We start from the raw sequence: 20,008 nt of genomic DNA, 5'->3' as shown, positions 1-20,008 counted from the left end.
CGTAAGACTTTTATTAATATTGTTGCGAATTATTAAGACTACTATTTTTTTGCTCTAAATACTGTGATTGATGTTTTTTTAGTGTTTGGAACGCATCTCCTGTTTTCTTATTTAAATGATTTTGAAAGGTATAACACATATTTTTAAGAACAGCCCTCTGACCAGGGGTAAAAGATGCATTATTCTTGTTTTCTCGTTCCCCTTTTAACCTTTGTTCCTCTGCAAGTTTTTTTTCTTGCATAAGGTTTTCTTTTATAGCGCGCAATTCAATATATTGATTTTTCAAACCATTCACAGAGTGATTAATGGAACACTCTGCCCTTTTATTCTCATTCTGCAATGCCAATATTTCTTTTTGTTTTTGCTCTATAGTCTGTTTATTTTCATTGATTTTAGCATTAACTTCTAACATATTAGCTCTATATTCGTCAACCCTTTGTTTCTCCTCCTGGGGATTAAATTTACCCTTCATTTGTGAAATTTCATCTATAAGACTACTACATTCTTCAGCAATATCGCGATCTTTTAAATCTTGAAAATTGCTGCCAATTACAACGCCATTTCCAAAAATCGGTTGATTAGCTTCATTTGGTTTTTTAACCACAAAATTTCCACTAATACTTGTATCTTCCAGATATTGCTCATAATTCTTTTTTATTATCTCTGGTGGTGTCATTAGTATATTGTAAATACGATTAAATCCTTCTTCCATTGAAGGAAGTTTGTTACAACTATCTATAATATGTTTTTTGTAAACAAACAAATTATCAGACCTATCATTAAATTGCACACCTTTCATTGATAATAATAATGTATTTACGTGAATAATCTTTTCATAATTTTCATTATAAAGTGTAAAGTTTGAAATACCTTTGAAATACCTAAGATAGTAAACTTTGTCATCTTTTTTCACAACATATAAATCAATATGATCTCCATAAAATTCAACTTTGTTGTTAAACTCTTGATTAACTTTATCATATTTCAACTTAACAATTTGATCGTTTTGCAAACCATTGATGATGTCTTGATAATTCATATAAACAATAAAACTAAAGGCATAATACAACTAATAATGTAATTGTCAAATTATATTTTATTAATTTAGTTATCAATATACTTGACTTTTAAAAAATACAGCATATATTCTTTATAGAAGTTTTTTATTTTATATGGCAGAAACAAGATTTAATGCGTTTAGTGCTTTTGGCTCACAAAAAGCTACATCTTTTAATCAAGGACTTCGCGAATATATGCTAAATGTCTATAATTATATGACTATAGCTCTTGGAATATCAGGCGTTGTCGCGTTTTTTATGGCATATTCAGGTCTTGCATATGCACTTTTCTCAAGCCCACTGGGACTTATTGTGTCATTTGCACCACTTATAATGTCTTTTTATTTGGGATTTAAATTCCATAAAATGGACTACCAATCCGTTCGCAATTTCCTGTTAATTTACTCAGTATTAATGGGGGTTTCTCTATCTTCAGTATTTTTAGTTTACAGCTCAACTAGTATAGCAATTTCATTCTTCATTACAGCTGGAATGTTTGGATCCATGAGTATTTACGGTTACACAACGAAAAAAGACTTAACAGCAATGGGCTCTTTCTTGATTATGGGTGCAATGGGATTGCTAATTGCAATGCTTGTAAACATGTTTATGCACAGCTCAGCAATGTCTTTCATGATTTCCGTTCTTTCTGTAATAATTTTCACAGGACTTACAGCTTACGATACTCAAAAAATCAAGGAAATGTACTATGTTGTTGGACAAGATTATAAATCTGCACAAAAAGTCGCAGTTTTTGGCGCATTCCAATTATATATGGACTTCATTGTAATCTTCGTTCACATGTTAAGATTCGTTGAGTCAATGAGAAGGGATTAATTTTTTTCAATATGGGCGCGCAAAAAGTAAAGATTATAGCAGGTCCTTGTTCAATTGACTTACAAAATAAAGCCGAAGTATTTGATATGTTAAATATCAAAATTTCTGGAAAATCTGCACTTTTTGGCGTTCGTGTGGTTGGGCTTAAATCAAGAACGAATTTTGATCCAAAAAACGCATTTATCGGCATAGATCTTGAAAGTTATGAGGCAAATGTTGCAAAATTAATGCGTGGCGATTTTGGAATTATAACCTGCCCAAGTGTTGAAATTGCAAATGAAATTCAAAGCAAAAATCCCGAAATTTTCATAGCAACTGAAGTTGTCGACCCATGGGTACAATGCAGCGTTTTAGCTGATTTTTTAAAGTCCAGCAAAGCAATTGTCTGGAACCCGGCAGTAAATCACCTTGGTTTTCCAATTCAAATAATGGCAAAATTTGCAAAAGAAAATGGCTGGAAAGTCGGCATTAAAAACGGTAAGGCACTTGGTGCGCCGGTTGCAATTTCCGAGTCAAAAAATGCAGAAACCCCGCTTGATAAATCATGGTCAGGACTTTCAACCTATGCATCAAATCTTGAAAAATCCGATATTTACATGATACACCGCGGCGTTGACAGCGAAGATAACATGGGCTTTCGCAACTACCCAATCCACAATATGTGCATTCGCGTTAAACAAAAAACCGGCAACCCAATGTTCCTTGACCCAAGCCACATCGCCGGCCCAAAAAAACGCAGTGAAATCGTTGATTTTACAATAGATGCAATGAAAATCAAATGCGGTGATGACTTTTTATACGACGGAATTTTGCTTGAATGCGGCACTTCAAAAAGCGACACAGACCAACACATAACCATCGCAGAACTTGAGCAAATTATTGTAAAACTCAGCGAATTTAGGCAAATTTAATGAAAAAAACTTTTAAAATACCAATAAATGTTATTACTAAATTTTGTGTTTGATTTATGAAAACTTGTTTAAAACTATTTCTAATTTGCGTATTACTCGCAAGCTGTTTTACAAAAAAGCAAAATGAATTCAAAATTGCAAAAGACGAAAAACTAACCTTCATCTTCGACTTTGACGCAACTATGTATAATTTTAATAAAGATTCTGCATATTTTGATCAAATATATTACAGCATTGTAGGTGGTGATGAGAAAAAAATGGCCAAATATCAAGCATTCGTTAGCGATTTAATAAAAACGCAGAAGGAGCATGATGTTGTCAAGAATATCGCGGCAAAATATTACAAAAATGTGTCTAAAAAAGATTTAAATTTTGCAATCGGAAAAATCATAAAACATCAAACACCTGGGCTTGGAAATGTCATTAAAAAACTAAAATCGCAGGGGCATCAGGTTTTAATAATTGGCGGCTCAGCTTTCGGCTGTGGCATAATCCCAGATTTTGTAAAAGAATTTGGAACTTCAAAAAGCGATATTTACTCGGGATATTTTAAAGATTTTTCAAAACAATCTCTTCAAACTGCTTTCAAATTTGATACTACAAACTTTGAATATGTAAATTGTGCAAACCCAGATAGCCATACAGTCTATTCAAAAAAGAAAAGCGACTTAATTAAATTACTCAAAAAAGAAGGTAAAATCAAAGGAAAAGTCGTACACATAGGCGATGGAGAAAACGATTTGGAAGTCTGGAAGGCAAAAGAGGCAGACATTTTCATCGGCTTTGGCGTCAATAGATACAGCAAAAAAGTTGAGGCTGGAAGCGAGATTTATGTAAAGACGATGGATGAATTTGAGACGGAAATTAAAAAGATATTGCATAATTGACAAACTTGACTTTTAAAAAAATCAAATGCTTAAAAAGATAGCCACTTTGTTCTTTGATGAAAAATAGCTTTCACAAAAAGAGTTTTAATAGTGATTGATTTTGGGTTTTTTATGGAAGCTTTTATTAAAAAACATTTATCAAAAATTCAAGCCAAACATTGGATTTGGATTGTAGTAATAATTGCAATAGCAACCCTGATTATCTGTTTTATATGCGACATTATTGGCAGCGATAATTGGATGGGCGTTGAAGCGATTTTTACAATTACAACCTTTATTATATCGGCAATTGTCTTTTTAGGGCAAAGAAAAGAATTAATCTATCAAAACACAACGCAAGAGCTTAGGAATGAGATGTATGTTTTTTTGAATTCGAAAGAAAATTTTGATAACACTTATCATGTAAAGATATTTATGTTTACAAACAATTTCTTTAAATTATATAAAAAAATAAAAAAACATAATAATGAATCTTTAATAAATGAATTTGCTCTTCATCAATCGACTAGAGATTTAATAGGATATATCGCAACTGAAACTTTTACACAAGATATAAAAGAATATTTCACAGAAGATAAAATAAAAGAAATTAAAAATCTCGCACGTGAAATAGCTAAATTATACATAACATATTGTAGTAACTATAGCATATTATAACTATTATGACCAATAAAAACAAATTAATCTCAAAAATCACAGATTTTACCACAAAAACCGCGCAAATTCCGGGCTCAAAAAGCATTGCAAATCGCGCTTTAATGATTTCATCAATTGCAAACGGCGTCTCAAAATTATCAAATATCCCAGAGTGCGACGATGTTTTGGCATTCGTAGACGCCCTTGAAAATCTTGGAATTAAATGCGAAAAAGATGGAGATAAAATGCAAATTTTTGGCAACTCTGGCAAATTTGAAAACATAAAAAACACAGTTCTAAACTGCAAAATCGCAGGAACAACAAGCAGATTTTTAACAGCCCTTGCAAGCCTTTGCAAACGCGAAATTGTAGTCACAGGCGAGGGAAAATTGCTTGAAAGACCAATAAAAGACCTCTGCAACGCACTTTTAGCCTTAAATGTCGATGTAAAATACCTAAAAAATGACGGATGCGTGCCAGTTAGCGTGTCTTCATCTTGCAATTTCGCATCTGAAGTTTTGATAAACGGAGCCATAAGCAGCCAGTATACATCGGCACTTTTGATGATTGCGCCATACTTTTCAAGCGGATTACAGCTTCGCGCGTCAAGCCCTGTTTCAAAGCCTTACATCGACTTAACTATAGATATAATGGGCACTTTTGGCGTAAAAGTTGAAAATAATGAGTATTTATCGTATAATATTCCAAAATCTCAATATACATCGCAAGATTTTGCCATAGAGGGCGACTGGTCTTCTGCCTCGTATTTTTTTGGAATTTCCATGTTAACTGGAATGAAAATTGAAATTTCTGGCTTAAAAACCACATCATTACAGGGCGATAGAAGAATTTTAGACATATTTAAACAGCTTGGAGCAAAAATCGAAGAAAATAACAATATTATATCCCTAATCGCGCCTAAAACGATAAAGGCGCTAAAAATAAACATGGAAAACATGCCAGATTCCGCCATGACTATAATTTGCACCCTTGCTTTCGCAGACGGAATATCCGAAATTTCCGGCCTATCAACCCTTAAAAACAAGGAAACCGACCGCCTTGCCGCCCTACACAACGAACTGCAAAAAATCGGCATAAACACTGAAGTTTTTACAGATAAAATCGTAATTTACGGCAATAGCGAATTAAAACTCGAAAATTGCGTCGAAATTGAAACCTATCACGACCACAGAATGGCGATGTGCTTTGCAATGATCGCATCCCGCCTAGGAAATTTAGCAATTTTAGACCCAAAAGTCGTGTCAAAATCCATGCCGGAATTTTGGGATATTTGCAAAAAAATAGGTTTAAATTTTAATGTTTGCTAGTAAAATATGTCGATAAAATGGGCAAATATTGCACTAATTGGGATGCGATGCACGGGAAAAAGTGGCATAGGAAAGGAGGTTGCGCGAAAACTTGGATGGGAATTCGTCGATCTTGACGAAGAAATCATAGCATTTTGCGGCAAAACCATCGATGAAATCACAAAAAGTGGACAAAATTGGCACGATTTTCGCGAAATTGAAACAAAAATCCTTGAAAAACTACTTTTGCGCGAAAAATGCGTTATTTCATGCGGCGGCGGCGTTGGTGTAAACGATATAGTTTCAAAAAATGGCGATGAATACGGCGAAATTCAAGCGCAAATTCTAAAAAATGCCGATAAAACCTTTAAAATTTTACTTCACAGCGACATTAATGTCATAATAAAACGCTTTAAAAATGACGTCAAAAATCTTGCAAATCGCCCGATTTTATCGAGTAAAACAAACTTTGAAGAGGATCTTGTAATGCAAAATTTTTACCGCACGCCAAAATATAAAAAAATTGCGCACACAATAGTCGAAACCAGCGATGCAGAGTGGAATTTTAGCAAAATCATCGCAGAAATAATTCAAAAAACCTCGATTAAAACTAATGCAGTCATTGGCCATCCCGTAAAACACTCGATGTCTCCTCATATTCATCAAGCCTGCTATCAAAAACTTGCCATTAAATCGGAGTTTTCCTTCATTCACCTTGAAATAAAGCCGATGGAGATTGAGAAATTGCGTGACTATATATTGCAATACAACCTCTGGGGAATAAGCGTTACCACGCCACACAAAGATGCGGTGATGAAAATATGCGATAAAATCGACGATTTTGCTAAAAAATGCAATGCAGTCAACACCATCGTTCGCACGGCAAAAAACGAACTAATCGGCTATAACACAGACTACATCGGGGTTTTTAATTCCCTGCCAAGTGAAATAGAGGGTAAAAAAATAGCCATTTTAGGCGCAGGCGGAGCGGCAAGAGCGTGCCTTGTTGCACTTGAAAAACATGCGATAAATACTACAGTTTTCGTAAGAGACGCACGAAAATCATCAGATTTAATCGACAGTTTTAGCGTGCAAATCGCAAATATTGCAGATTTTAACGCAGATTTTTTTGACATCATAATCAATGCAACATCCTGTGGACATAAAAGCGAAGAATGCCCAATCGATACCTCAAAAATATCCGATAAACACACGGTTTTTGACTTAATTTACAGCCCACTTTATACAAAATTACTATGCGATTCACAAAAAAACGGCGCAAAAATAATACTTGGAACGCAAATGTTAATCAACCAGGCAATGCGACAATTTGAGCTGTATACAGGCTATTTTGCCGACTTTAAAACCATGGAAAGCGCGATAAATACTGAGATTTTAAGGCAAAATGAAGTGTCTAAAATGCTTTCACGAATTTTTGTCTCAATCTTTGGTCACGGCGTCGAAGAAATAGCAAAAAAACTAGATTTAATCGACAAAAATGCACAAAATATTGAAATAAGAGCCGATTACATCGAAAATCTATCACTCTTTGATATTGAAAATTTAGCGCAAATCATGAGTAAATATCGAACAATTTTCACCGCACGTAAAAAAGAACACGGCGGTAATGGAAGATTTAAAAACTACGACGAAATAATGAAAAAAGCCGCATCTTTATTCGACTTTATCGATATAGACGTATCAGATTTCGCATTAATGGGAGATTTATCATCACAAAAAGCCAAAATTATCGCCTCTTATCACGATTTTAACGACATGATATCACAGGAAAAACTCGATGAAATCTACGAAAATTGTAAAAAAGCCGACATCATTAAAATCGCCATCACACCACAAAGCACAAAAGATTGTATAAAATGCCTATCCTTGCTTGAAAAATACGACAATTTAGCAATAATTGCCATGGGCGAAAACTGCAAAAGCATGAGAATTGACGCGCTTAAATACGGCTCTAAACTTGCCTTCGCCGCAGCCTTTGAATCTGAAAAAACCGCACCAGGTCAAGTTACTTTAAATGATTATGTTATTTACTGAAGATATATTTATTATCACCTAGATTATAATTCATTTGTTTAAGATACCCTTGTAACCTAGACTCACCGCTAGATTGATTAAAATACCCAATATTATCCAAGTTATTATTTTTTAAAATACTAACAAATTCTAATGCATTATATAGCTTTACATCATTTGGAACATCTGCTCCTTTCTCTTCTCTTGTTTTTCTTAAATTTTTCAATCTTTCATAATACTGCTGATTAGCTGGTAAAGCTTTTTGATATATTTCAGTTTTATACAATTTACCACTATTAACTTTATCTGTTACTCTTTGCACTGGTTGCGTTTGATAAATATTGTTAGATACTGGAGTAATGTCATGTATTTCTCGTGAAACGGGAACCTGAAAACCAGAGATTCCATTTTTTAATATATTATAATAATTTTCATTTTTTTGTTTTCCATATTGATAATGCTTTTTATCTCGCAGAGGGATATTATTAACAGCTTTACTTTTCACAAAAACTAATGGTTTATCTTTTGTTCTTGGTATTATTGGTAACTCACGCTGCTCTTGTTCGTCTTGTTTTTTTGTCTTAGTTGCAATTATGTCTTGTGCCATATTATAAATTAAAAGTTAGTTCAATATTTTTAATAGATTTTTCAAAACTGTTTAAAACAAGTGATGAAGTTGTAAAGTTTTCGTCAATTTCAAAGACTCCATCGCATAAATCTCCATCTGAAACACCAGTTATCGCAAAAACAACATCGCCTTTTATCATGTCTGAAATTGTATATTTTTTCGCAAAATCAACAACTCCCATTTTACTTGCTCGCTGTTTTTTTTCGTCTGTATCGCATATTAAGCGAGTTTGCATATAGCCATCTATAGTTTTAAGCGCAGCTGCAGCCAAAACGCCCTCAGGAGCGCCGCCAATTCCAATATATAAATCGCTATTTCCAAGCGCAACGCTTATAACCGCGCTTACGTCGCCGTCTTGAATGAGCGATACACTTGCACCAAAAGCCCTTGCCCTGTCTATCATTTCCTTGTGTCTTGGTCTGTCAAGAATTGTAATTGTAACATCCGCTACATCTTTTTCAAGAGTTCTTGCAACTGCCGTTATATTTTCCTCAATAGTTTTATCAAGATCGATTTTTCCTGCAAGCATTTGTCCGCCTGCAATTTTTTCCATATAGACATCTGGTGCGTGCAAAATTGAACCAGATTGCCCGATTGCAATTGCCGTTATAGAGTTTTTCTTATTATCTGCGCAAAGCGCCGTGCCTTCAAGTGGGTCAACCGCTATGTCAAAATCATGACTTCCAGAGCCCAAAACTTCACCTATATATAGCATTGGAGCCTCGTCTCTTTCGCCCTCCCCTATTACGATTTTACCACGAATTACATCTTGTTTTGCAAGAAAATCACGCATTGCAAATACCGCTGCTTGATCTGCGGCATTAGAATCGCCCTTTCCAAGCCATTTATAAGATGCAATAGCGGCCTTTACACTTGTCTGTAAAGCAATTTCTTCAACTAGAGTAAATAAAATTTTGTTATTCATAAACGAAAATATAGATACAGATTGTAATACATTGTATTTTATTGTCAAGTTTTTTTCTTGACTATTACTTTTTCAAATTTTAAGCTAAATTAGCATTTAAGGCAATATTATGACATGTGTATTTCAAAATCTAAAGCAAATTATAGATAAAATATGCCTTGAAAAAACGAGCGTAAAAGAAGAAATCATTGCAAAATGCGACGCAAGTTATGTCTCACCAAAATTTGCAGATAAATTCGATATAAGTGCAAATCACGCCATGATAATTGCATCAAACATGCGCGAAAACCCAAATCAAATCGCCGAAAATATCATAGAAAACCTTAAAAAACACGAATTTTCCGAAAATATTGCCGATATTCAAAATATTTCCGGCTTTATAAATATAAAAATGCAGGATAAATTCTGGCAAAAAATCGCATTATCCGTCATGAAAGATCAAAATTATGGATTTGAAAACATCGGAAAAGGTGAAATTGTAAATGTTGAGTATGTATCGGCAAATCCAACTGGTCCTATGCACATTGGCCATGCAAGAGGCGCGGTTTATGGTGATATTATCGCAAATTTACTGCAAAAATGCGGATTTTCCGTCATTCGTGAATACTATATAAACGACGCCGGCGCACAAATTGATAAAGTTATATCATCCGTCCAGTTTCGCATAAAACAGGTTATAAATAACGATTTTTCGGAAAATTTACCCGATAAATGCTATCCAGGGGAATATGTTATAGACTGTGCAAAAGCTGCAATTGAAAAATTTGGAAAAGATGCACAAAACGCAGATTTACGCAAATTCATAATAGACTACATGATGTCTTTAATTAAGGAAGATCTTGCAAAACTTGGTGTTTATCACTCGGTTTTTACCTCCGAGCAGGCAATTACTGATGCAAATTTAGTTGAAAAAGCCGTAAGCGTTTTAAAGGAAAAAGGCTTGATTTACACTGGAATTTTGGAAAAACCAAAACACGATAGCAATAAAGAATGGGAAGATCGCGAGCAACTTTTGTTTGCATCTAGCAAATTTGGCGACGAAAGCGATAGAGCAATTCAAAAATCTGATGGCTCATGGGCATATTTCACGCCAGACATAGCATATCACTTTGACAAATTCAACCGTGGAGCAAGGAAAATGATTCTTGTCCTTGGCGCTGACCACAAGGGGTATAAAAAACGCATTTGCGCTGCAGTAAGCGCTATTTCAGACAGTCTTGCAAGTGTTGATGTAAAGCTTTGTGAACTCGTTAATTTCGTCAAAAATGGAGCGCCTGTAAAGATGTCAAAGCGCGCCGGAAATTTCCTTACTTTATCAGATGTTTTAGACGAAATTGACCCACAAATCTTGCGATTTTTCTTAATTACCAAAAAATGCGATACAGTGGTAGATTTTGATTTTGAAAAAGTTCTTGAGCAATCAAAAGAAAACCCAATTTTCTATATACAATACGCAAATTCTCGTTGTAATTCACTAATCGCCAAAGCAAAAACCGAAGGCTTTGACATGCCAAGCGACTTTGAAGCCTTTGCACGCCTCATAAACCATCCAAAACAAATCGAAATCCTTGCAAAAATCGGGCAATTTCCAAGGCTAATATCCCACTGCGCAAAAAATGCCGAGCCACACCTTGTTGCAACCTATTTAATAGACCTCGTCGGCGCTTTCCACAGCCTTTGGAACATCGCAGATTTCAGATTTATAGACAAAAATAACCAAGATCAAACCAAAGCAAACCTTGTCTTTATCGCCTGCGTGCAGCAAATTATCAAGTCATGCCTTGATCTTTTTGGGGTTCGGGTGATGGAGAAAATGTAAATCTGCAAAAAAGATTCTTGACAATTATTTTTTTTATCACCTGCTATAAGAAGCGGGTTTATAGCTCAGTTGGTTAGAGCGCTTCTCTGATAAGGAAGAGGTCCCTGGTTCAAGTCCAGGTAGACCCACCACTATTTGATATACGAAGTGGATAAAATCTGCATCATTTATTTTTTTAAATTATACAGTTCAAAAAAGCTTGACAATTAAAAAAAATGTTATAAAAAGAGAAAAACGCGGGTATAGCTTAGTGGTAAAGTTCTAGCCTTCCAAGCTAGCCAGGCGGGTTCGATTCCCGCTACCCGCTCCACTTGCAAGATTTATCCAAATTTACCAATAGATTTAACGTTTTTCATGTAAATATCAAATTAATGTGAATTGAAATAAAACTCGGGATATATTGTATCGCTTGTGTGAGTTAATAAATTGATTTACAAAGCAGCAAAACTCAAAAAAACTTGATTTATAAAATGGCGCATGTTTAATTGATTGGCGAAGTGGTTTGTGCTTGATTTTTATGTCAGAGTGTAAGTGTTTTGATTTCTGTTTTATCAAATGGGTAAAAAATATTGCAAGAAAGAAACGAATTGGCAATACGCTAATTTATCTATTTTTCCTATTACTACTAATAAACGGATTAGAGATTAATTTTCAAAAGGATTTTACAGGTATTTATAATTTATTGCATAACAGCTTTGTGCATGACTTTTATAAGTTTTTTTCAAGGTTTTTTCCAAAGGGTTGCTCTTTTCTGTGCGAATTGCTTCCAACCGTGTATATCTTCCTTTACGGCATTCGGTCAAACCAATATGATCATAGGCGAAATATGATAGTTGGTCTTGCGCAAAATGCTTGTGAAAAATTACAGCAAAAAGCCTCTAAAGATGAAGAGAAAAAGGAAAATAAGAATGCAAATCCGCGAAGTTCATCTTTAATTGGAACAATAGGAAACATGGAGCTAATCCCCCTTCCAAAAGTTTTTGATATTATTGGGGTTTTGCGGTATAAGCCAAATAATAATACAAGCTCGTATATAGCGCCAAAAGTTTTACCAGATGACTGGTGGATGGAAGAAGATGAGGAAAAGCTAGATGCAATGCGGCGAAAAATAAGAAGCAAAGAAGAGTGGACAAAGGCTTATCCAAAGGCAAATCTTTGCGCTCAGGCAATAGAAATGATGAAACTTTTTGTTGAGGCAAACAGAAAATATCTTAATAATTTAGATTTAAACAATGCACATCTTCAAGGTGCTGATTTAGAGAGGGCTAATCTTCAAGGTGCTGATTTATCGTGGGCTAATTTTCAAGGTGCTGATTTACGGGAGGCTAATTTTCAAGGTGCTTCTTTACAGGGGGCTAATTTTCAAGGTGCTGATTTACGGGAGGCTAATCTTCAAGGTGCTGATTTACGGGAGGCTAATCTTCAAGGTGCTGATTTACGGATTGCTAATCTTAAAGATGTAAAAAATCTAGAATGGGCTTATTGTGACAAAAACAAAGCAAAAGACAGGGAAATAAAAATTGCAATTGCAAAGGAAAATGGCTTAGCTTTGGATGAAGGGAAAATTCATGTTCAACACGTAATAAACGACCAAGACTTCTTCACAGATTAAAACTTTTTAAACCCCAACCCCCATAGCGCAAAAGTCCTCCTTGCTAAATTTTAGCCTTGCTTGATGTTACTTTACTATCTTTAAAAATCCCTTTAAAACATCTTGATTTAAGTTAATCGAGTTATATTTATTCAGATACTTCTTCTGATTTACATCGCTTTTATTGAGTAAAAATCCGTGAACTTTACATTTTATATCCGCAAAAGCGTTGTACTGATCAACCGAAACAAATTGCTTTTGCTCGCACATTTGCAATTCATTAATTGCGTATAAAACGCCATTATAAGGAGGTGACAATTGAATATTAAAACCAGAAAACAGTCCTGAATTTTCCTTTGCATTTAGAATATCATATAAATTCTTTGGCACAAAAAAGTGCATATTTTTATTCAACTTGCCATCTTTTGTCAGCAGTAGTAATCTTTTTTTAATCTGCATTGGTTTATCAATTACATCTTTAAATGTTCTTGGGTGAACAATTACTGAAACATGGTTTTTACTAGTTAAATTCAAGTCTTTTGGAATGCTTTGAAATTGACTATCGGTTATTATAACATCTTGATTTTGTGCATTTTTATACAAGCCACCAAGGTGAATTGTTGCGCGTGAAAGTAGCTCGTGTATCACTTTTTTATTATCTTCGTATGCTTGAACTGACTCAGATTTTAAATAAGTTGGAATTGCAAGAGGAATTGAAATAACATTACTGGAAATAGTTTTTTTATTGAGATTTTTTTCAGATTCCGTTGTAATAATCGTGATATTTTGATTATTTTTTGCAAAATCAATTATTTCCGGTGAAATTATATGCAAGTAGAAAGATATGTTGTCCATTACCTCACTATGTTTATTTTTAACAAATTCATCAACTGCAGATTGTCCAACAAAAATATAATAAGAAGGGCTGCTTTTAAAAGTTAAACCATCAATTGACGAGATAACATCTGATTTTATATCCTTTTTATTAAAATATTTCCCGATGTCCCATTAATTAGTAAAAAAGTTCTTGACATTTAAAAAGATTATGTTTATAAAATATATAACAAATGATTAATAAAAAGTTTATGGATATAGTTAGTGTTTTTCAAAAGTTTAAAATTCAAAAGCAAGCTATAAAGCACCTTGAAAAAGTTAGATGGAATAAAAAACCAGTATGCCCTTATTGTGGCTCTGTTGGAGCAACAAAAGTAAAAGATAGTGATAGATACCACCACTGCGGAGCTTGTAATAAGCAATTTTCCGTTACAGTTAATACAATATTTCACGATACACGCTTGCCACTTCAAAAATGGTTGCTTGCAATTGCTATAATTACAAATGCAAAGAAAGGTATATCAAGCCGTGAACTTGCAAGACAGCTTGATGTCAACAAAGATACTGCATGGAGAATGCAAATGAAAATTCGTCAGGCTATGCAAGACAAGGAGCAGGCAACTTTATTCACAGGTATTGTAGAGTGTGATGAATGCTATATTGGTGGCAAGAAAAAGAAAGGAGATAAGAAAAAAGATGACAATGATGATTTCACAAATAAAAGAGGTCGTGGCACGGATAAACAAGGTGTAATTGGAGCAGTTGAGCGTGAAAGTGGAAAAGTAATAGCTCAAAAACAAGATAAATTCACTTTTGAAGAGTTAAAAGCTTTCTTAATGCAAAATACCGATTTTGAAAAAGCTACTCTATACACTGATGACTTTACAGGATACAAACCTTTTAAAAAGATTGTAAGCCACGCTGTTATTAATCATGGCAAAAGAGAATATGCTAAAAATGGTATTCATACGAATACAATTGAAGGGTTTTGGGGCATTTTTAAAAGAGCAATAGTTGGAAGTTATCATAAATTAAGTGTAAAACACTTAGACGCTTATATTCAAGAATGTTGTTTTAAATATAACAATAGAGGGCTTGATATGTTCTCAATGATTATAGTAAATGGCATTAAGAATTGCTAATTAGATTGAATAATTCCGTTCTAATATGATCTCTAAAATTTTCTATTTTTTTTACTTCTGTGGTTAATTTATCTATTTCTAATTTAGTAAGTTTCGGCACGATATTTTCTAAATAATCATCTGCACTGATTGATGGCATAATAGTGCCAGAAACTTTACATCTAACTTGAAAAATATTGTTTTGCTGTTTTAATAAAACATATAATGCTTCTGGTGTTATAATGTTTGGCTTTGCCCTAAATACAACAAAACCAGTGCTAGCAATTACATTGTCTTTATTGTTTGGTATAATTGCAATATTTTCTTCGCTATCTTTAACACTTGCACAAACAATATCGCCAGCTTTAACAACTCTTTTGGCTCTATCAGGTGCATTTTCGCCAGTTAAAACTTCATAATCAGTGACACTTCCTAATTTAGTATCTATATTGCTAAATTGAATATAGTTAAACATTTTACTATTTAATGGGACATTGGGAAATATTTTTGAAGTAAAATGGCACCATTTCTATCACCACCCTGCCCTTTTGCAATTAAAGTTATATTGGATTGTTTCTTGCAACTTACTATTGTTAGCATAAAAAATACTAGAAAAATATATATAAAGCGACTTTGTTTCATCTTCAAAAATAATATTTTAACAAGACATAAATATTATATATTGTAAAAATATATTTATAAATATCAATCAAAATTTTATATTTCATTAAAAATACTTGCAAAATTAATTTTACATTTATTTATTTAGAAAAAGTAATAAAAAATGAAGGTTATAATACTTACAGGGCCGACTGCGTCTGGGAAATCGAGGCTTGCGATAAATCACGCAGCTTGGCATGGTAATATTGACATCATAAATGCAGATAGCATGCAGGTTTATCGTGAAATTCCAATTACATCAGCACAGCCAAATCTAAAGGATTTACAAGACGCAAGCCATAAAATGTATGGTTTTTTAAACGGAAATGAACAGCTTTCGGCTGGAAAATGGATAGATTTGATATTGAGTGAGATAAAAAATAGCCATAAAAACGGCAGAATTCCAATGCTTGTTGGCGGAAGTGCAATGTATATAAGGCTTTTAATTGACGGCATGGCAAATATTTGCGATGTAGAGCCTAAAATATCCCAAGAAAATCGAAATCTTCTGGAAAAAATTGGAAAAGCTGAGTTTTTTAAGCTTTTAGCTGAAAAAGACCCCATGGCAGCTGACAAAATCAAGGAAACTGATAGCCAGAGAATGCTGCGAGCATATGATGTTATTTGCCAAAGTGGCAGAAGTATTTACGACTGGCAAAAGCAGAAAACACAAGGTTTTTTAGACGATTTTGAGGTATCAAAATGGCTATTAATGCCAGATAGACAGGTTATTTACAAATCTTGTAATGAGAGATTTTTGCAGCAGATTGAAAATGGCGCAGTTGATGAGGTTGAAAACTTGCTAAAACTCAAATATGATCGCAGTTTTACGGTTCATAAAGCCATCGGTACTGCTGAAATTATTGACTATATCGAAGGAAGGCTAAAATACAGTGAAATGATCGAAAAAGCCCAGCAGGCAACGCGAAATTACGCAAAACGCCAGTCAACTTGGTTTAGGAATAAATTTAAAGATTTTACAAACATAACATCTTAGTGCACATGTGCAACGCAAAACACATTAAAATATTACCTTTTTCTTTCAATGAATTGATAAATCTAGCAAAAATCATTGATTACTAAACACAAAATGATTTTTCTTATAATAAAACTTGCATAATAAAATTTTATTGTTAAAAGGCTATGTAATATTTGATTTTAATTATGGCAAGAGAAATTTCTCAAACAGATTTCCGATCGGAAGTTTTGGAAAATGAAAAACCGGTTTTGGTAGACTTTTGGGCACCTTGGTGCGGGCCATGCAGAGCAATTGCTCCAGCTTTAAACGAGCTTTCACAAGAACAAAATGAATTCGAAGTAATTAAGATTAATATCGATGAAAATCCAGAAATCGCTGGACATTACAGAATTCAAAGTATACCGGCTATGATGGTTTTTAAAGACGGCAAAGTGGTTGCAAATAGAGTTGGAGGACTTCCAAAAGCTCAGATTTTATCATGGGTTAAAGAAAATATATAACACAATTTTTTTATTATAAATATGACTGAAAAAAAGAAAATAGCTCTTATTGGAGCAGGACAAATTGGCGGAACAATGGCACATTTGCTATCATTAAAAGGCGATGCAGACATTGTTTTATTTGACATACAAGCAGACAGCGCAAAAGGCAAGGCACTTGATATATCTCAAACCTGCTACTTGCACGGCTCTGATGCAAAAATAATTGGAACTGGGGACTATAAAGACATTGAAGGCAGTGACGCAATAGTAGTTACCGCAGGCCTTCCTCGCAAACCTGGAATGTCTCGTGACGATTTAATCGAAACTAACTACAAAATCATTAAAGAAGTTGCTGAAAATGTCAAAAAATACGCACCAAATGCATTTGTGGTAATCGTGACAAATCCACTTGATGCAATGGTTTACGCCTTTCAAAAAGTGAGCGGCTTACCTGCAAACAAAGTGCTTGGAATGGCTGGAATTTTAGATACAGCAAGATTTTGCACATTCCTTGCTGAAAAATTCAATTTATCACGCAAACTCGTAAGAGCAACAGTACTTGGCGGACATGGAGACACTATGGTTCCGGTTACAAGCGGCTCAACAAATTGCGTTGTTGCAGGTGTTCCTCTTCATGAATACGCAAAAATATGCGATGTAACCGAAGAAGAACTTGAAAAAATCATCCAAAGAACAAGAGATGGCGGCGCAGAAATCGTAAAATTACTAGGTAACGGATCGGCATACTACGCACCGGCTGCATCTGCTTTGCAAATGGTTGAAGCATATTTAACAGATAGCAAAAAAACCCTTCCATGCTGCGCTAAATTAAATGGCGAATATGGAATTTCTGGTTTATACATCGGCGTTCAAGTTGTAGTTGGGAAAAACGGATGCGAGAAAATCGTTGAAACTTCCATGACTAAAGATGAAAAAGCTATGTTTGATAAATCTGTAAAAGCTGTCGAAGAACTTTCAAAAATCATCGATAAAATGTAACAACTATATCCATACACAGTAAGTAATCTTGCTGTGTATTTTTTTAATTTTATGAAACCTTTTGTAATCAAAAATCCCAAACTTAACAAAACTAACCAAACAGCAACTAAAGCAAGTCAGGTGCCACAATTGAGACAATTGAAGTTACCAACAAAGTTAGATCTTAAAAAAGGATTAACCAACCAAATACCTATATCACAAATACAACCAACAATGCAACAATTTAGTCGCCATAATAATATTATTGCACAAAAATCAAAACAGCAGATTTTAACGGATGAAAAAATGCAAAAAGCTATACAAAAAAAATTAAATACAGACAAAACAACATCAACACGATATGAAGAAGAGGAAATATATATCAAACCTTTAGCGCAATCTGAAGTAAATATAAATAATTTTGATGATTATGTTAAGCAAATTGAACAAAAAAATGGTAAAAATGCAGTAAATGGTCAATTAGACAATTTATGTAGAAATAAATTGGCAAAAGTCGCTAACACCACATATGATATAAATGAAATAATTAATAAATTTCGCAATATATATTACGAATTAATACAACTTGCAAAATCTAATCTAAACACAAGTAACGAAGATACAGCAATGTATAAATTTCTATTTGAATTTATCACAATGCTTTCATCAAATATTACAAAATCTAATAATATAGATGAACAACTTATTTACCCTTTTATTATATCAAAAATACCAAACATTACAAATGAATGGGCAAAAAGAATACAAATATTAATGCAAGATAAAATAACAAACGTACAACGTAAGATTTACAAGCTAGTAGCTTTAAAAAATGCAAAAGAAAAATATTTTACAGACACATTAAATCAAGAAATCGAAAAAAATACAGCAAAAATAAATACTGATTTACTGAAAGAGATACAAAAATTTACTTCAAATACAAAAATTGATGCATTTGGGCGATATGCTAAAAATTATATTATAAATGAGATGTTATTGTTTAGTGCAAATGACAAAGATGCTATGCAAAATCTTCAAACTCATTTCAATCATGCCTTTGAAAACTTTATAAACTCATCACAGTATAACAAAATTAAAAAAATGGAATCAGATATTCGAGAATTACGTAAGCATGAATTGATGTTAGAAAAGATAAATTATGATATTCAAGACAAGCTAATAGAACGAGATTTTAAGTTAATAAAAGATCCTATTAAAAAAAACTCAACAATCACAAGGCATTGACACAACAACAAACTCAGGCCATTTTTCTTTTGCACGCAAAATAAAAAAACTTACACAACAAGATGACAAAGTAAAAAGTTAATTTTTTACTTTTTTACTTGAATTATATTATTTTGTTATTATATATATATAAAGATTTTACTATATGACTGAAAAATTTACTGACAAGATACTAAAAGATAGAAAACCTGAGGAAAGGAATGAAACAAACTCAAATATTGAATCTGAAATGCAAGCTTTAAAACAAGAAAACGCAGATCTAAAAGACTCTTTACTGCGTGCAATTGCAGAAACAGAAAATACAAGAAAGCGACTCATGACCGATAAAGATAACTCAGTTAAATTCGCACTTACATCTGTTATAAAAGATTTAGCACTAGTTTTAGACAATTTATATCTTTCAATCTCAAATATCAATAGTGAAAATCTTGAAAATAACCCAGATTTAAAAAACTTTTACAACGCAATAAATATAATATTAATAGATGTATCAAAATTCTTGGAAAAAAATAATGTCAAAAGGATAAACCCAATTGGCGAAAAATTCGACCCAGAGAAACATGAGGCTGTGTCACAAGTCAAGGTTGAAGATGAAAATCAAAAAGGTGTCATAATAAATGTTTTATCAAGTGGATACATGATACATGATAGAATCATCAAACCAGCAAATGTTATAGTTGGATTCTAGACCAACGGTTACACAAGCCAAAAATTTATAAAGCTTTAAAAAATATTATACTTCTTTTACTTTGAATCATTTTTCTTGCTACCCTTTTTAAGAGATGAAATACTACTAAAACTCTTACTAGAATGAAAAAGATTTAACTTATTGCATTCAGTAGTTTTGCTATTTTTACTATTAAATTGAATTAATTTACCTCGCCCCCCAGAATTGCAATCTTTATTTTCTATATTAACACAGCTAGACCTAGATGAAGTTTTTGTGCCATTGGCAACCTTATTTAAAGACCAATCAGCAATGTTAACTACAACAGAGTTGTCACTGTCAAGATTTCCATTATTACCAGACATGTTATAAAAAAAATAACTCTCACAACAAAAAAAATAAATATTTT

Annotated in this window: 20 protein-coding genes and 2 tRNA genes; 16 read left to right on the top strand and 6 right to left on the bottom strand. The window is 33.3% G+C overall.

Translation table 11 applies throughout. The annotated features are described in order from the left end of the window. Positions 1-13: 13 nt before the first annotated feature. Positions 14-1,039, bottom strand: a complete 1,026-nt coding sequence (locus tag deia_RS02095; RefSeq protein ID WP_146820518.1) for a coiled-coil domain-containing protein — start codon at positions 1,037-1,039, stop codon at positions 14-16. A gap of 133 nt (positions 1,040-1,172) precedes the next feature. On the opposite strand from deia_RS02095, the gene deia_RS02090 reads away from it, so the two are divergent. The 6 genes from deia_RS02090 to aroE all read left to right on the top strand — a co-directional run bounded on the left by deia_RS02090 (position 1,173) and on the right by aroE (position 7,691). Continuing rightward, on the top strand, positions 1,173-1,895 hold the full coding sequence (locus deia_RS02090; protein ID WP_146820517.1) for a Bax inhibitor-1/YccA family protein: 723 nt from the start codon (positions 1,173-1,175) through the stop codon (positions 1,893-1,895). A gap of 11 nt (positions 1,896-1,906) precedes the next feature. Further along, positions 1,907-2,806 (top strand): hypothetical protein, encoded by a 900-nt coding sequence (locus deia_RS02085; protein WP_146820516.1) that lies wholly within the window; start codon positions 1,907-1,909, stop codon positions 2,804-2,806. 56 nt (positions 2,807-2,862) lie between these two features. Next, positions 2,863-3,693 (top strand): HAD family hydrolase, encoded by an 831-nt coding sequence (locus deia_RS02080; RefSeq protein ID WP_146820515.1) that lies wholly within the window; start codon positions 2,863-2,865, stop codon positions 3,691-3,693. Positions 3,694-3,804: 111 nt separating this feature from the next. Beyond that, positions 3,805-4,350 (top strand): hypothetical protein, encoded by a 546-nt coding sequence (locus deia_RS02075; RefSeq protein WP_146820514.1) that lies wholly within the window; start codon positions 3,805-3,807, stop codon positions 4,348-4,350. A 5-nt stretch (positions 4,351-4,355) separates the two neighbouring features. Continuing rightward, positions 4,356-5,657 (top strand): 3-phosphoshikimate 1-carboxyvinyltransferase, encoded by a 1,302-nt coding sequence (aroA, locus tag deia_RS02070; RefSeq protein ID WP_146820513.1) that lies wholly within the window; start codon positions 4,356-4,358, stop codon positions 5,655-5,657. Positions 5,658-5,663: 6 nt separating this feature from the next. Next, positions 5,664-7,691 (top strand): shikimate dehydrogenase, encoded by a 2,028-nt coding sequence (gene aroE, locus deia_RS02065; protein WP_146820512.1) that lies wholly within the window; start codon positions 5,664-5,666, stop codon positions 7,689-7,691. Here the strand turns inward: aroE and deia_RS02060 are convergent. Together deia_RS02060 and glpX are read right to left on the bottom strand one after the other, a co-directional pair. Next, complete coding sequence (locus tag deia_RS02060; protein WP_146820511.1) at positions 7,681-8,277, bottom strand: hypothetical protein; 597 nt, start codon at positions 8,275-8,277, stop codon at positions 7,681-7,683. The genes aroE and deia_RS02060 overlap by 11 nt on opposite strands. A 1-nt stretch (position 8,278) precedes the next feature. Continuing rightward, complete coding sequence (gene glpX / locus deia_RS02055; RefSeq protein ID WP_146820510.1) at positions 8,279-9,223, bottom strand: class II fructose-bisphosphatase; 945 nt, start codon at positions 9,221-9,223, stop codon at positions 8,279-8,281. A 109-nt stretch (positions 9,224-9,332) separates the two neighbouring features. Here glpX and argS point away from each other — a divergent pair, with 109 nt between their 5' ends. The 4 genes from argS (at position 9,333) to deia_RS05820 (ending at position 12,654) form a co-directional block, all read left to right on the top strand. Further along, entirely contained in the window at positions 9,333-11,042 is a 1,710-nt protein-coding gene (gene argS / locus deia_RS02050; RefSeq protein ID WP_146820509.1) for an arginine--tRNA ligase, read from the top strand. Positions 11,043-11,096: 54 nt separating this feature from the next. Then, positions 11,097-11,173 (top strand) — tRNA-Ile (locus tag deia_RS02045). A 105-nt stretch (positions 11,174-11,278) separates the two neighbouring features. Further along, positions 11,279-11,352: transfer RNA gene (locus deia_RS02040), tRNA-Gly, on the top strand. A 207-nt stretch (positions 11,353-11,559) separates the two neighbouring features. Then, positions 11,560-12,654: a pentapeptide repeat-containing protein gene (locus tag deia_RS05820; protein WP_222912639.1), complete on the top strand. Its 1,095-nt coding sequence runs from the start codon at positions 11,560-11,562 to the stop codon at positions 12,652-12,654. 66 nt (positions 12,655-12,720) lie between these two features. Here the strand turns inward: deia_RS05820 and deia_RS02030 are convergent, their stop codons facing one another. Next, the gene (locus tag deia_RS02030; RefSeq protein WP_146820508.1) at positions 12,721-13,488 is read right to left on the bottom strand and encodes a hypothetical protein; all 768 of its coding nucleotides are present in this window, start codon (positions 13,486-13,488) and stop codon (positions 12,721-12,723) included. A 230-nt stretch (positions 13,489-13,718) separates the two neighbouring features. On the opposite strand from deia_RS02030, the gene deia_RS02025 reads away from it, so the two are divergent. Further along, on the top strand, positions 13,719-14,609 hold the full coding sequence (locus tag deia_RS02025) for an IS1595 family transposase (protein WP_222912638.1): 891 nt from the start codon (positions 13,719-13,721) through the stop codon (positions 14,607-14,609). Here deia_RS02025 and deia_RS02020 read toward each other — a convergent pair. Then, entirely contained in the window at positions 14,596-15,063 is a 468-nt protein-coding gene (locus deia_RS02020) for a restriction endonuclease subunit S domain-containing protein (protein WP_146820506.1), read from the bottom strand. The genes deia_RS02025 and deia_RS02020 overlap by 14 nt on opposite strands. Before the next feature lie 309 nt (positions 15,064-15,372). On the opposite strand from deia_RS02020, the gene miaA reads away from it, so the two are divergent. From miaA to deia_RS01995, 5 genes are all read left to right on the top strand, one after another. After that, complete coding sequence (gene miaA / locus deia_RS02015) at positions 15,373-16,245, top strand: tRNA (adenosine(37)-N6)-dimethylallyltransferase MiaA (RefSeq protein WP_146820505.1); 873 nt, start codon at positions 15,373-15,375, stop codon at positions 16,243-16,245. Between the two features lie 167 nt (positions 16,246-16,412). Next, positions 16,413-16,727, top strand: coding sequence for a thioredoxin (gene trxA, locus deia_RS02010; RefSeq protein ID WP_187694794.1), 315 nt, complete (start codon positions 16,413-16,415; stop codon positions 16,725-16,727). 21 nt (positions 16,728-16,748) lie between these two features. Beyond that, on the top strand, positions 16,749-17,708 hold the full coding sequence (mdh, locus tag deia_RS02005) for a malate dehydrogenase (RefSeq protein ID WP_146820504.1): 960 nt from the start codon (positions 16,749-16,751) through the stop codon (positions 17,706-17,708). 51 nt (positions 17,709-17,759) lie between these two features. Continuing rightward, positions 17,760-18,932: a hypothetical protein gene (locus tag deia_RS02000; protein ID WP_146820503.1), complete on the top strand. Its 1,173-nt coding sequence runs from the start codon at positions 17,760-17,762 to the stop codon at positions 18,930-18,932. A 145-nt stretch (positions 18,933-19,077) separates the two neighbouring features. Then, the gene (locus deia_RS01995; RefSeq protein ID WP_146820502.1) at positions 19,078-19,620 is read left to right on the top strand and encodes a nucleotide exchange factor GrpE; all 543 of its coding nucleotides are present in this window, start codon (positions 19,078-19,080) and stop codon (positions 19,618-19,620) included. Positions 19,621-19,676: 56 nt separating this feature from the next. Here the strand turns inward: deia_RS01995 and deia_RS01990 are convergent, their stop codons facing one another. Continuing rightward, the gene (locus tag deia_RS01990; RefSeq protein WP_146820501.1) at positions 19,677-19,964 is read right to left on the bottom strand and encodes a hypothetical protein; all 288 of its coding nucleotides are present in this window, start codon (positions 19,962-19,964) and stop codon (positions 19,677-19,679) included. Between the last annotated feature and the right edge of the window lie 44 nt (positions 19,965-20,008).

The organism is Candidatus Deianiraea vastatrix (assembly GCF_007993655.1).
Taxonomy (GTDB): Bacteria; Pseudomonadota; Alphaproteobacteria; order Rickettsiales; family Deianiraeaceae; genus Deianiraea; species Deianiraea vastatrix.
The sequence above is the reverse complement of the archived record's forward strand: the minus strand, read 5'-3'. Positions and strand labels throughout refer to the sequence as shown.

What these genes read in the sequence shown, in the direction of transcription:
- deia_RS02095 (WP_146820518.1), bottom strand. Translation starts at nt 1,039, where the DNA reads ATGAATTATCAAGACATCATCAATGGTTTGCAAAACGATCAAATTGTT.
- deia_RS02090 (WP_146820517.1), top strand. Translation starts at nt 1,173, where the DNA reads ATGGCAGAAACAAGATTTAATGCGTTTAGTGCTTTTGGCTCACAAAAA.
- deia_RS02085 (WP_146820516.1), top strand. Translation starts at nt 1,907, where the DNA reads ATGGGCGCGCAAAAAGTAAAGATTATAGCAGGTCCTTGTTCAATTGAC.
- deia_RS02080 (WP_146820515.1), top strand. Translation starts at nt 2,863, where the DNA reads ATGAAAACTTGTTTAAAACTATTTCTAATTTGCGTATTACTCGCAAGC.
- deia_RS02075 (WP_146820514.1), top strand. Translation starts at nt 3,805, where the DNA reads ATGGAAGCTTTTATTAAAAAACATTTATCAAAAATTCAAGCCAAACAT.
- aroA (WP_146820513.1), top strand. Translation starts at nt 4,356, where the DNA reads ATGACCAATAAAAACAAATTAATCTCAAAAATCACAGATTTTACCACA.
- aroE (WP_146820512.1), top strand. Translation starts at nt 5,664, where the DNA reads ATGTCGATAAAATGGGCAAATATTGCACTAATTGGGATGCGATGCACG.
- deia_RS02060 (WP_146820511.1), bottom strand. Translation starts at nt 8,277, where the DNA reads ATGGCACAAGACATAATTGCAACTAAGACAAAAAAACAAGACGAACAA.
- glpX (WP_146820510.1), bottom strand. Translation starts at nt 9,223, where the DNA reads ATGAATAACAAAATTTTATTTACTCTAGTTGAAGAAATTGCTTTACAG.
- argS (WP_146820509.1), top strand. Translation starts at nt 9,333, where the DNA reads ATGACATGTGTATTTCAAAATCTAAAGCAAATTATAGATAAAATATGC.
- deia_RS05820 (WP_222912639.1), top strand. Translation starts at nt 11,560, where the DNA reads ATGTCAGAGTGTAAGTGTTTTGATTTCTGTTTTATCAAATGGGTAAAA.
- deia_RS02030 (WP_146820508.1), bottom strand. Translation starts at nt 13,488, where the DNA reads ATGGACAACATATCTTTCTACTTGCATATAATTTCACCGGAAATAATT.
- deia_RS02025 (WP_222912638.1), top strand. Translation starts at nt 13,719, where the DNA reads ATGGATATAGTTAGTGTTTTTCAAAAGTTTAAAATTCAAAAGCAAGCT.
- deia_RS02020 (WP_146820506.1), bottom strand. Translation starts at nt 15,063, where the DNA reads ATGTTTAACTATATTCAATTTAGCAATATAGATACTAAATTAGGAAGT.
- miaA (WP_146820505.1), top strand. Translation starts at nt 15,373, where the DNA reads ATGAAGGTTATAATACTTACAGGGCCGACTGCGTCTGGGAAATCGAGG.
- trxA (WP_187694794.1), top strand. Translation starts at nt 16,413, where the DNA reads ATGGCAAGAGAAATTTCTCAAACAGATTTCCGATCGGAAGTTTTGGAA.
- mdh (WP_146820504.1), top strand. Translation starts at nt 16,749, where the DNA reads ATGACTGAAAAAAAGAAAATAGCTCTTATTGGAGCAGGACAAATTGGC.
- deia_RS02000 (WP_146820503.1), top strand. Translation starts at nt 17,760, where the DNA reads ATGAAACCTTTTGTAATCAAAAATCCCAAACTTAACAAAACTAACCAA.
- deia_RS01995 (WP_146820502.1), top strand. Translation starts at nt 19,078, where the DNA reads ATGACTGAAAAATTTACTGACAAGATACTAAAAGATAGAAAACCTGAG.
- deia_RS01990 (WP_146820501.1), bottom strand. Translation starts at nt 19,964, where the DNA reads ATGTCTGGTAATAATGGAAATCTTGACAGTGACAACTCTGTTGTAGTT.